Here is a 12,286-nt window from a genome sequence, read left to right on the forward strand (position 1 = left end):
CAAGGCCCCGACTTCCCATTGACCGGGAACTTCCGTGACGAAAACGATGCTCAATGTCTATCAGCAGCAGACCATAGTTCAGCGGCTGTCAAAAGCTGTGAAGGGAGAGACCATGCGGACGGTCGACGGATGGAGTCTGGCGACGCTGATGTTGGCGCTGTGCTTGCCGACGCTAGCGCGTGCACAGGATCAGGAATGCGGGGACATCCGGGCGATCGTTCGTCAAGCCTACCCCAGTGCGGTCTCGGACGGTGAGCGCACTATGAGAACTGGAAATCGCACGCTCACCCTGCCCTCACCCTCGTCGATAAACCCTCACGCCATCGTCTGTCGTCGCTGGCGGGGAAGGCCAGGACTGCTTCTGGTCGCCATCCCGCTTATTGCTGAGGTTGGCGTGGATTCGACGCTGGGTGATCTTGATGTGCTCGTCGTCGACGAGCCAACCGGCACGCCGCGCCATCGGCTCCGCATTCCCCACGCCATGGACGACGACGCCGTCCGGATTTCCCGGATTTCTTTCGACACTGCGCCATACCGCCTCGGGCCAGATCGACTGGCGTTTGGCGTGAGACGCGAATGGGTCGGCAGTTCGCGCCCTAACCCGTTCATGGAAACCACGCTGTCCCTCTACGAGCCGCGGGGCGCAGCCCTCGCGTCAGTCTTGGACGACCTGATCGTCCAACGCAGTCAAGGGCAATGGGATCTGTCCTGCGCCGGCGAGACTGTTGTGACCGAGCGGATTCTTCGAATGATCCCGGGCCAGAAGGGGCAGGATATTTCGGTGCTGGAGCGGATCACTCAGAGCACGTCTAGGGAGGCCAAGAACGGTGAGTGCAGCACGACCGACCAAGCGGTCGCGCCTCGCACGATCCGCCTTTCATTTGACGGCAAGCGCTATGACGTTCCCCGCCTGATCCAGCGACGCTAGCCATCTGGTCATAAGGCGACGCGAACGGCGATCTTGATGTCGCTGGCGCGCCACGACAGGTCATCCCTCCCGCGTCATGTCGCTGGACTTGATGGGACGGCGACGGGCTTCTTGGGCGGACGGGCGATCGCCTCGGCCCTTTCCAGAAGGCTCTCCGTTCTGAGGAGGCGATCGTGATCCGTGTGGATCATCCCCCGCACGATGTAGCTGCCGAGCAGGACGCCGAACCCGATAATGGCCAGCTCCGGGGCGAGGCCGGTGGCGAGCGCGCCGAGGGCCCCGGCCGGATCGCCCCCTTCCACGGCGGACCTGAGATTGGCGGCCGCTCCGACCGCAAGCTCTCCCTCCGGAGAGACGATGAACCGTACGGCGGCCGCGCTCGTCGCGATGAGACCAACGGCGATCGGTAGCTTGTCCGGGGCGCGCGCGTTGAGCTTCAACTCGAGACGCACGGATTTCAGCCGACTTGTGATCTCGTCCTTCGAGAACTGATCCGCTACCTCCCCGGCAAAGGAAGCCGCCAAATCGTGGCTGCGCTGGAACCGCCCCTGTGATCTCGCATGAAGTTCCCGGACAAGGACGCCGAAGCTGAAGACCCAGCTTAGGCCCACGAGACCGAGCCCCAGCAGGAAGGCTCCGGCAACGACCGGCTTGAGCCACGCTCTGATCGTCGCCGCGTTCAGGGCGAGAAGCCCACCCAGTATCGTGACGATCAGCGCCCCGACACCGATCACCATCATCCATTTCAACACAGTCTCAAACCGTCCCTCCGGAGCGGAGGTCCGGTTGGCGCGGCACAAGGCGTCTATCGAATAGTCGGAGTTCTTGCCTGTCATGGCGGCGGTGTGGCCTCAGAACGTAAACTTTGAGTTGCGCTCCACAGCGCGCCCCTCAACCGTCGTCCAACACGAACACCTTGTGAGGGCCGGTTGCTCCGGCCGAGGCGCCACCATGGCGCGCGACAGTCTGGCGGAACAGGTGCAGCTCAAGGAGGCCGAGATCCGCTCCACCTAACTGCGCCTCAGAGAGCAGGAGCGAATGATCGCCATCAATGAGGAGCGCCAGCGCCGGGTGCCGACATGCACGACGGAGTCGGCGGCCATCTGGTCTCGCTGGCCCAGTTGAGAGGCGGCGCGCCCGATGTCGAAACCCTGCGCCAGGGCGTGCGGATCGCCATCGACGATCTGCGGCTGATCATCGACTCGATGAATGGCGTGGATGACTCGCTGGAGGTCGCCATCGCCATTTTCCATGAGCGCATGGCGCCCCGCCTGCGTCTGGTGGGTATCGAACTGACCTGGACCGCCGCGCCGGGCGCGCCCGTCGAGGGTTTCAGTCCGGAGGCCAGGATCAACATCTACCGTATTCTTCAGGAGGCGATCACCAACGCGGTCAAACACGCCCAGGCGTCCCGCGTGGACATCCGCCTTGAGAGCGAGTCCGAGGCCGTCGTCATATCGGTCTCGGACGACGGCATGGACCTGCCGCCAAGGCTGCGGGATGGCGGCAAGGGCCTGCCCAACATGAAACGCCGCGCGGAACGGATCGGCGGAACCTGAATCTGGTCCCGCTGAACCCCGGACTTTCAGTTCGGCTGCGGGCGCCCCTGCCCACCTGGTTCGCACGCCGCCCGGAGATTATGCCCCAGTTTTTAGCTCGACCTGCCTCAGCCGTAACGCCTCGGCCTCGTCTGAAGTCAGCGGCAACAAGGCCATGGCGTCGTTCAGATAGGCGTCCAGAGGGCCCGAGAACGGCCAGTCGGATCCTGGTACGAACCGATCGACGCCGATCCGTCGCATCAGATCGACCAGCCTTTCGCGATCTCCGGGCGGCGTGTCGGCGTCGAAGACCTGGGCCAGGTCGAAATAGAGGTCTGGAAAACGCTTGGGATCCGTCGCCAGCGACTGCCGGAAGGCCTCCAGCGCGTCCCAAGTGTTCGCATCCAGTCCGCCCCAGCCGCCCGAATGGGCGATGACCACCGGGACGCCGCGAGCATGGGGCAGAACCTGTTCGACAAAGATGCGCACATCCTGGGCGCCATAGTCGGAGGCGCGGGTTCGCATGTGGATCATGATGGTCAGGCCGGCGCCCGAGGCGGCGTCGAAGACGGCGGCAAGACGGCGAACCTGACCGGGGTCGCGAAGATCGACGCCCGAGTTGGTCAGATGCAGCTTCAATCCCCTTGCAAAAGGCTCGCCTTTCCACGCTTCGATTTCGGCCAGAGCCTCGGGCGCCAGCGGATTGACCGAGATGAAGGCGACCAGCCGCTCGGGATGCGCGGCCGCCGTGGCCACGGTGAAGGCGTTGGCGGCATGAACGCGGTCGGCCGCGTCGGCCAGGGGTGGAACCATCATCGGGCTCTCGGCCAGATAGGCCGTGGACATGATCCAAGCCGTCTGGACGCCCGTCTGGTCCATATCCGCCAGAAGATCTTTGGCCGTCAGTGGTTTGACGAAGGCCGGATCGCAGGCGCTGATCCGCCCCGGACTGTCGCAATAGGCCGTCAGAATCTCCCGAATGGGCGGGGCGTGGACATGGACATGATGGTCGGTACGAACCGGAAGACGGGTCTGGGACGTGGCGGGCGCCGCAGCGAGCACGACCAGGGCCGCGCTCGCCGCGACAAGGCGTTTGAAGAACATGGAGCGTGACTGGAACTGTGTCGCCTAGCGCGCCGCCTCGCCCAGCAGGGTCTGTTTCCAGAACAGAAGGCTGGTCCAGAAATAGTAGTCCTCGTTCTCCTTCTTGTGGAAGCCGTGGCCCTCGTTCTGGGCCAGCAGGTGCCAGGCCGTGCCTCCGCGGCTGCGGACTGCGCTGACGATCTGGTCGGCTTCGGAGGCCGGGACGCGGGGATCGTTTCCACCGGTGGCGACCAGAAGCGGAATGGTGATCTTGTCGACGCTGGTCAGGGGGGAGATGGCTTGAAGCTGGGCGCGCTGAGCCGGATCCCGTTCGTCGCCGTATTCCACCCGTCTCAGGTCGCGGCGATACGACTGGGTGTTTTCCAGGAAGGTGACGAAGTTGGAGATGGCGACATAGCAGTTCGCCCCCTTCAGCCGGTCGCTGTAATGCACGGCGGCGGCGTAGCACATGTAGCCGCCGTAGGAGACGCCGGTGACGGCGAAGCGCGAGGCGTCAAGGGTGGGATCGACCTCGAGCGCGTCCAGGAAAGCGCCGATGTCCTTGACCGAATTCTCGCGCTGGAACGGGCCGTTGTCCAGATTGACGAACCGGGTGCCGAAGCCGGACGAGCCGCGCACGTTCGGGAAGAAAAGGGCCACGCCCATCTCGTTTAACAGATAGTTCTGCGCGCCCAGGAAATCGGGGCGCGTCTGGCCTTCAGGACCGCCGTGGATATCGACAATCAGCGGCCGCTTGCCGGGGAATTTGGCGGGGTCGGGCCGGTAGAGGAAGCCGGACACCGTCTCGCCGTCGAAGCTCCTCACCTCGACCAGTTGCGGCTCGACGTTGACGGCAGGGTCCAGACCGCCCGTCTCGCTGTGGGTCCATTGGGTGACGGCCAGGGTGGTCGGATCGACGGAGAAGGCGTCGCCGGAGACGCGCGCTGACGACAGGCTGAGGCCGATCGCGCCCCAGGGGGCGATGTCGATGGCCGGGCCGATGCTGTAGGGGATGACGCCTTCCGGCAGACCTGTGACGACCCGGACGGCGCCGGTCGCGACATCCATAACCTTCAGCCGCGATATCCCAGCCTCGTTGACCGCATAGGCGATGAAGCCGCCGTCCGGAGCGACGGCGTAGTCGCTGACATCCCAGCGAGCTTCAGTGCTGACCGGAACAAAGCCGTTCCGCACGATCCGCCCCAGACGCAGGAAGTCGGAATCCTTGTTCGAGGTCGCCCAGACGGCGCCGTCGGGCCCGTACTGAGGATCGACATAGGAGACCTGCGCGACAGGGTCAGTCAGCGGCGTCATCCGGCCCGAGGCGAGGTCCAGCTCATAGACAACGGCCCTATTGATCGACATCCGGTTCAGGACCAGGGCCTTGGTCCCGTCCCTGGAGAAGTCGGCGATGTTCCAGCCGCCGCCGGACACCTGGGCCACCAGACGGTCGGTCGAGGGGTCGGAGGGATCGACCACATAGAGGTCCATGTCCGCGCCGTTGCGACGCGATGAGGCGTAGCCGACCCGCTTGCCGTCCCGACTCCAGGCGCCGAACCAGTTGCGGCTCTTGCCGTCCGTAATCAGGCTCAACCGACCGGCGGCCAGGGTGTAGAGTTGATAGAATTCGTCGCCCCCATTGTCCTTCTGGACAAGAAGGGTCTGACCGTTCGGCGACAGGGCGCCGGCCAGGATCGGCTCGGCCTCGAAACTGATCTGGGTCCGGGCGCCGTCAGGAGCGGCGACGACGTGAAGCTGATCCGTGGCGCCGAACCGGGTCTTGATCAGCATCGACTGATCGGCGGCGTTCCAGCCCAGGAAGGTCGCACGGCGCGTCTGAAGATAGGGCTGGCTCGCCGCGACCAGGTCGTCGGGCACGGCGGGAAGGCCGTCGGCGACGATGGCGGCGGGCTTGGGCGCCTCGGCCAGGGCCGCAGGAGCGACGCTCAGGGCGAGCAGGAGAGCCATCGGCAGACGGGAAATCATGACACAGACCGTGTGAAAAATGGAGGAGCAGAAGGGGAGATCGCCGGCCCAATGGAGGAGCGGGGCCGGCGATCCGGAGCGCAGAACCAGAACTAGAAGCGGTACCGCGCGCCAACCGTGACGTACCGACCGATGACGTCGTAATACGGCGAATAGAGCGACCCGACCGGCGGGTCCTTGTCGAACAGGTTGGTCGCATTGGCGTACAGCTCGACCCCGTTTGCGCCGTAGTGCGCCAGGTCGGCCGTCAGCCCTAGATCGACATAGGTGAAGGCGTCGATGTGGTTGTTCGAGATGGCGACGGTGCTGTTGTAGTCGCCCGCCGAGATGTAGCGCGCGCGCAGGTTCGCGCCGAACACCTCGCCCTTCCAGCCGAGGCTGGCGTTGACCCGCAGCTTGGGTACGCCCAGGCCGAAAGAATAGCCCTGGGATTCGACATATTCGATCTTGGTCACGCCGTCGTCCGTGGTCAGGCTGTTCACCCAGGTGCCGACCAAGCGCATCATCACCCGGCCCGTCGCGCCCGGAACCCAGAGGTCGGCGTCGGAGGCGTAGGAGGCCTCGGCGTCGATCCCGTCCGTGTGGTACTCGGCCAGGTTCACATAGGTGGACATGGTGCGGACCAGATTGCCCGCCGAGTCGCGCTCGACCTTGGAGCAGAGGTCGAGGTTGCCGTTGTAGCAGCGGTTGACCAGATCCTGCGGCGCAATCGTCGTTATCACGTCGTCGATCTTGATGTCGTAATAATCCAGCGACAGGTTCAGGCCTGGGATCGAAGGCGGCGAATAGGTGACGCCCAGGGTCAGTGTATCGGCGGTCTCCGGGCGGAGGTTGGGATTACCGCCGCCGTTGTTCAGCGTATAAACTAAAGCCCCGTTCTTGGCCGGGTCATTGATGTTGTTCCAGCCGGTGGTGGTGGTGGTGAACAGCTCCGAAAGATTGGCCGAACGGATATCGCGCGACTGAGTCACACGGCCGCGGAAGCCGGGGAAGAACTCGTTGGTGGCGCCAACCTTCCAAGACCAGATCGAGCCCGTGGTGTCGTAGTCCGAGATGCGGGCGGCGGCGTTGAACTGCAGGTCGTTCAGGATCGGCAGATCCTTGACGATCGGGACCAGGACTTCGGCGAAGGCCTCCTTCACGCTGAACTCGCCGGACATGGCCGAGAAGCTGAACGTCTTGAAGGCCTTGGCCGCGTCCAGCTCGCCAATGCGCTGATCGGTCTGCTCCTTGCGGGCTTCCAGGCCGACGGCGATCGACACGTCGCCGGCCGGCAGGCTGAAGGGCTCGCCACGCAGGCTGACGCCGGCGACGTCCAGCTTGGTGGTGGCCCGCTGCTGAGGCGTGCCGGTGACATAGTCGATGGCTTCCTGAGACGGCGCGCCCAGGCCAAAGAGATTGATCGGCACGCAGCCCGAGTTGGGATTGGTCAGGGTCACGCGGCAGACGGCTCGACCGCTCACGGGATCGATTACGGAATCGACCGCATTGGCGAATTCGGTCTTCAGCAGGAAACCGGGCGTATCGATATTATTCTCAAACTCACCGTGGCTGTAGTAGGCGCCCCAGCGCCAGCTGTCGCCGAACTCGCCGTCCACGGCCAGAGTGGCCTGGGTGGTGACGCGCTCGAAATCGATCGTGGAATAGGACAGATCGGAGTTGAAACGTCCGAAGGTGAAGGACGTCTGGCCAGCGGCCGCCATCTGCTGCTTGATCGTGGACGACAAGAAGGCGTTGTCGATGCTGATGGTCAGGTCGCCGCGATCGTGATCGCCGAACCAGACATAGTCGTTCCACATCCGCGAGTGACGGACATCGGCCGTGACCCGCAGCTTGCCATTGATCTCATAGACGGCGCTGGCCAGGCCGGTGTAGCGGCGCTGCGGCGTGACCAGGGGGCTGAGATCGTCATTGGACGGACCTTCGCCGCCGATCGAGTTGGTTCCGCTGACTGTGCCGTAATCGAAAGGCCGAAGCGTGCCGTCCGGGTTAAACACCTTACCGCGGTTCACGCCCGACAGGATCAGACCGCCGTAAGCGGCGTTGGCGAAGCCGACGTCCGGCTGCAGGGCGCCGTTGACGGTGGCCCATCGGCCGATATTCGGGCGCGACGCTTTGGGGATGACGCCTTCGTTGTCGAGGTATTCGCCGCCGATGACGAAATGGCCGCGCCCGTCGGCGAAGTCTGTGCCCCAGGCGCCTTCGAACCGTTCCTGCTCAGCGTCGTCGTAGGAGGACACGCCGTATTCGGCGCCCAGCTTGCCGCCGGTGAAATAGCGATCGATGCCGATGTTCACGACGCCGGCGACGGCGCCTGAGCCCCAGGCGGCCGATGCGCCGCCCGTAACCACGTCGACGCTCTTGACCAGCACCGACGGCACGGCGTTCAGATCGTTTTCGCTGGACACGCGACGCCCATCGATCAGGACCAAGGTCCGGTTGATGCCCAGGCCGCGCAGATCGACCGGCGCATTGCCCGCACCGGTGTTGGTGCCGGTCGTCTGGGCCGATGTGGTGGCGCGGAATTGAGGCATGTCGTTGAGGGCGGCGGCGATATTCGGCCGCGCGCCGACCGACAGATCCTCGGCGGAAAGGTGGATGGTCGGCGTCGGCGCCTCGAAGCCGGCGCGGTCGATCCGGGAGGCGGTGACGACGATGTCATCGACCGAGGCCGCATCCTCTGGGGCGCCCGCCTCCTGGGCGTGGACAGAGGTGGCGCAGGCCATCAGCGCGATGGCGCTGCAATAATAGGTCAGGTTGCGATTAAGACGAGACAAAGCGAGATTCCTCATGGCGACGACGCCCCTCCCCAGGGTTGCCCAATGCGACCGGCGCTCTGCGGCGCCTGTTCGCCCCCGCTGTCATTGGGCCTGAGAGTTTCGGGCCGTTCGCCGACCCTTTCTCCTTCGGCGAGGCCGCATCCCCCGGATTCGACCTTCTCTCCAGCGTTCCTTCAGCAAGACGGTCCGTTTGCCTGAGCGTTTCCGGGGCGGTTGCGCCTTCGGCGTCGGCGGGAACCGATCTCTCCCGCCTTGCTGAAGTGAGTAAGATCGACCAACGGATGGCTGTCAAATCGCCTCTATTCGCAATTATAATGCTCTAATTCGCACAGTCGTGCACTAACATGCCGCTTTTAAAGCGCGTCAGTCGCTTGTCGCCCAGCGATTATCGGTCACCGCAGGATCGGTGAAAGCGACGTGACAGAAACACCGCCTCCGGAAGAAACAGACTTATCCACAGGAAAGCCTAGGGCGCCGTAGGGTCTTGCGGCGCCCGTTCCGCCGCCTGCATGGCGGCCCGCCAACGCTGTAGAAGCCGCTCGCGACGCGCCTGGTCGAGATTGGCGAGCAGGGCCGGTCCAACCCGAACCGGCCGAGCGCCTGGGATCAAGGCGCGACGTTCGGCGAGAATGTCGTCGCGCGCCGGGCGGACCCCCAGGCCGGCGATGATCCTCTGCCCTTCACGCGATAAAAGAAAATCCAGAAAAAGCCGGGCGGCGTTGGGGTGGGCCGCGTTGCGGGGTATGAAGGCCACGCGCGAGACGGACAGATGATAGTCCTCTGGCGTAACCAGGCCGATATCGGGCGCCCGGGCGACCCACGACGCCCCGTAGGACTGGTTCATATTGTAGGCGAAGGCCATGCGGCCGTCGGCCAGTTGGCCCATCATCCTTTGGCCGGACGTATCGGCACGCGGACGAGTAGACCCCAGGGCAGTCATAAGGGCCCAGGCGTCGGGATAGATCTGGATGTCGGCCGACAACTGCAGAAGCGCCACCCCGCTGCGTTCGGCGTCATACAGGGTGACCCGGCGGAAAAACCGGTCCGCGTCGGTGGACAGCCGTTCGAGCAGTTGGGCGTGGCTGCGCGGCACGATCTCCGACGGCAACCGCCTGCGATTATAGGCGAAGACGACGGGCTCGGCCGTCACTCCGAACGCCTGGTCTCGCCAAACCGAGCCGTCCGGCATGGCTCCCCGATGCGGCGATCGGTAAACTTGGGCGTAGCCGTCATTGATCAGCTTGACCTGCACGTCCATCGCCGTGCTCCAGACCAGATCCGGCCCCTCCAGTCCGGAGGCGGCGCGGGACTGGACTCGGTTCGCGATCAGGGTGGAGTTGATGTCCTCGAGCCGCACCGCGATCTCGGGCCAGCGCCGTTGAAACGCCGCCAGCACAGGCCCCATCAGGCTGGTGTTCGTGAGGATGTGCAGCCCGCCCTCGCGCCTGGCAAGCCATCGGACGCGGGGCGCCGTCGCGACCCCGTCCGGCTCGCCCGCGCAGGCCGAAACCCCCGCCCCCGCGAGCCCGAGAAGCAGATGTCTCCGGTCCGTCTTCACCGGGGCGGGTTTCCCGCTATTGTACCGCTCATGATCCGCTCCTTCGCATCGCCATGAGAATACTGGTCGTCGAGGATGACAAGGCGCTTCGGCATTCGCTCGAGGCCAGCCTTCTGGCGGTCGGTTTCGAACTCCGCTCCACCGACAGCGGGGACCAAGCCCTTCATCTGGAAGCGACGGAGCGGTTCGACGCCGCCGTGTTGGACATCGGCCTTCCCGACATCGACGGTTTCGAGGTCCTGAAGGCCTTCAGACGGCGGGGATCGCAGACGCCCGTCCTGATGCTGACCGCGCGCGACGCCCTGGGCGACCGGGTGGCGGGACTGGATTTCGGCGCTGATGACTATCTCGTCAAACCCTTCGCCCCTTCGGAACTGATCGCCCGATTGAGAGCGATCGTGCGTCGACGCCAGGGTCGGGCGGCGGGCGCCGCGATCGTCGGCTCACTGGTCTGCGACTGGGAGGCCGGCCGGGCCCAGGTCAATGACCGAGAGCTGTCGCTCCGTCCGCGCGAATGGGCGGCCCTGCGCGTTCTGGCCTCGCGCGCCGGCCAGGTGGTTGATCGGGAGTTGTTGGCGGCCGAGGTCTTTCCGCAGGATGAGGCTCCCTCGCTCAACGCCCTGGAGATCCATGTCGGTCGGCTGAGGCGCCAGTTGCAGCCTGACGGCCCCGCCGTGACCAATATCCGCGGTCGCGGCTATCGTCTCGATCCATGAGCGAGGCGCCCGGCTCGCGCCGCCCCCACAGTCTGGTGACACGTCTGCTGATCGCCCAGGTCGCGCCCCTGGCCCTGTTCGCCGTCGTGGTGCTGGCGGTCGGGGCCTGGACGGCCCACCGGGTGGTGGCGGAGACGGCCGACCGCCTCCTGGCGGGGGCGCTGCAGACCATCCGGGAAACGGTCTCGGTCGCCGACGGCAAGGTGACTGTCGATGTCGCGCCCTGGACTCTGGGCCTGCTCGACGGCCCCGAGCGGGACGCCGTCTTCTACAGTGTTCGCGAGGGCGACCGACTGATCACAGGCTATGAGGAGTTGCCGCGCCTGCCCGACGCCTCGTCGGAAGCTCCGGCCTTCGCCGACCTGTCCGTCCGCGGCGTGCCGGTTCGCATGGCCCAGCAAACCCTGACGATCCCAGGAAGACCCGCCCCCGTCATCGTGTCGGTGGCTCAGAGCCTGGACTCGCGACGCGCCAGCCTGTTGGATCTATATCGCAGCCTCCTGCTGCCACCCACCCTGCTCGTGCTGTTGGCGGCGCTTCTGATCTGGCCGGCCTTGAAGTGGGGCCTCAACTCGCTCAAGCGGCTGATCGACGACCTGACGCGCCGCCCCGGTCCCCATGCCGACTTCGCACCCGCCGACATCGACCTGGCGCCCCGCGAGTTCCAGCCGGTACTGACCGCCTTCAACCATCTCCTGGCGCGGCTCGAGGCCTCGACGTCGGGGATTCAGCGCTTCGCAGCCGACGCCTCGCACCAGTTGCGCACCCCGCTTTCGGTCGTGGCGGCCAATCTCGATTTGCTGGCGGGCGCGCCCAGGACCTGGACCGCGCGGGAGAGGCGTCTGATCGACGACTCCCGCGAGGCGGTCGCCGGCATGACCCGGCTCGTCGGCCAATTGCTTTCCACGGCCCGGGCTGACGGAGCCCGGATCAAGTCGTCTGCGGACCTGGGCCGGGCGGCGCGGCGCGCCTTTCAAATGGCTAAGGCGCGCCGGTCCGCTCCGAACGGCGCCCTACGCCTTCGTCTTCCGGCAGAGGCCGTGGTCGTTCTGGGCGCCGAGGACCTCATCGCTGAACAGATCCTCAATCTTATCGACAACGCCTTCCACCACGGCGCACCGCCCGTCGTCGTACATGTGCGAACAACGGGCGCGGTCTGCGTCTGGGATCACGGCCCCGGCGTCGATGAGGCCGCCCTTCCCCGCCTCACGGACCGATTCTTCCGCGCAGCCCCCTCCCAGGCGTCCGGGTCCGGACTCGGCCTCGCCATTGTTCGCACCTTGGCGGAGGCCCAAGGCGGGCAGTTCGGCTTATCCAACCGCAGCGGCGCGCGAAGCGGCCTCGTCGGGCGACTGACTTTCCAACCCAGTTCGGAAGAATGAGTCGTCGAAACGACAAGCCGTTCTGAGGGTGAACGCGCGCCACCGGATCGGGGACGCCGTTCGCACCGACGGCGGCTGAAGACGCTTCGTTCGATGTGCGGTTTGAGGGCGGCTGCGCCGAAGACGCTCTCGCCAAGTTCCACCAGAGGGCTTTCGCTTTTGCCGCACAGCGCCCGTCAGCCGCCGCGGCCCTGCCCGGCTTCGGTCGCCTTGTCCAAATCACATGCGGACCAGGCCGTGTCGCCGCGCCCGCAGAGATTGAGCCAAGAGCTTAGGACTACAACCAAAAGGATTTGACGGTTCTCGCAAAAGACG

At 65.4% G+C, this 12,286-nt stretch carries 9 protein-coding genes and 1 riboswitch; of the genes, 4 read left to right on the forward strand and 5 right to left on the reverse strand.

Features of this window, described 5'->3' with window-relative positions:
• Positions 1–34 precede the first annotated feature (34 nt).
• Entirely contained in the window at positions 35–928 is an 894-nt protein-coding gene (locus JMT67_RS03650; RefSeq protein WP_201462715.1) for a PA3715 family protein, read from the forward strand.
• Between the two features lie 74 nt (positions 929–1,002).
• Here JMT67_RS03650 and JMT67_RS03655 read toward each other — a convergent pair whose 3' ends face one another.
• A complete protein-coding gene (locus JMT67_RS03655) occupies positions 1,003–1,764 on the reverse strand; it encodes a hypothetical protein (RefSeq protein ID WP_201462716.1) in 762 nt (253 codons plus the stop codon).
• Positions 1,765–2,007: 243 nt separating this feature from the next.
• Between JMT67_RS03655 and JMT67_RS03660 the strand changes: the two genes are divergently transcribed.
• Positions 2,008–2,487 carry a sensor histidine kinase gene (locus tag JMT67_RS03660; protein ID WP_054765933.1) on the forward strand — a complete coding sequence of 160 codons (480 nt, stop codon included), beginning with the start codon at positions 2,008–2,010 and terminating at the stop codon, positions 2,485–2,487.
• A gap of 78 nt (positions 2,488–2,565) precedes the next feature.
• On the opposite strand, the gene JMT67_RS03665 is transcribed toward JMT67_RS03660, so the two are convergent.
• The 4 genes from JMT67_RS03665 to JMT67_RS03680 form a co-directional block, all read right to left on the reverse strand.
• Positions 2,566–3,570 (reverse strand): amidohydrolase family protein, encoded by a 1,005-nt coding sequence (locus tag JMT67_RS03665; RefSeq protein WP_201462717.1) that lies wholly within the window; start codon positions 3,568–3,570, stop codon positions 2,566–2,568.
• Between the two features lie 24 nt (positions 3,571–3,594).
• Positions 3,595–5,517: a S9 family peptidase gene (locus JMT67_RS03670; protein WP_233455783.1), complete on the reverse strand. Its 1,923-nt coding sequence runs from the start codon at positions 5,515–5,517 to the stop codon at positions 3,595–3,597.
• A 110-nt stretch (positions 5,518–5,627) separates the two neighbouring features.
• Positions 5,628–8,312, reverse strand: coding sequence for a TonB-dependent receptor domain-containing protein (locus JMT67_RS03675; RefSeq protein ID WP_233455784.1), 2,685 nt, complete (start codon positions 8,310–8,312; stop codon positions 5,628–5,630).
• A 175-nt stretch (positions 8,313–8,487) separates the two neighbouring features.
• A riboswitch (glycine riboswitch) is annotated at positions 8,488–8,575 on the reverse strand.
• 206 nt (positions 8,576–8,781) lie between these two features.
• Positions 8,782–9,720, reverse strand: a complete 939-nt coding sequence (locus tag JMT67_RS03680; RefSeq protein WP_201462720.1) for an ABC transporter substrate-binding protein — start codon at positions 9,718–9,720, stop codon at positions 8,782–8,784.
• Between the two features lie 206 nt (positions 9,721–9,926).
• Between JMT67_RS03680 and JMT67_RS03685 the strand changes: the two genes are divergently transcribed.
• Positions 9,927–10,589 (forward strand): response regulator transcription factor, encoded by a 663-nt coding sequence (locus JMT67_RS03685; protein ID WP_201462721.1) that lies wholly within the window; start codon positions 9,927–9,929, stop codon positions 10,587–10,589.
• Complete coding sequence (locus JMT67_RS03690) at positions 10,586–11,971, forward strand: sensor histidine kinase (protein WP_201462722.1); 1,386 nt, start codon at positions 10,586–10,588, stop codon at positions 11,969–11,971. Before JMT67_RS03685 ends, JMT67_RS03690 begins: the two co-directional genes overlap by 4 nt.
• Positions 11,972–12,286: the final 315 nt, after the last annotated feature.

This window comes from Brevundimonas aurantiaca (assembly GCF_904830995.1).
Lineage (GTDB): Bacteria > Pseudomonadota > Alphaproteobacteria > Caulobacterales > Caulobacteraceae > Brevundimonas > Brevundimonas aurantiaca.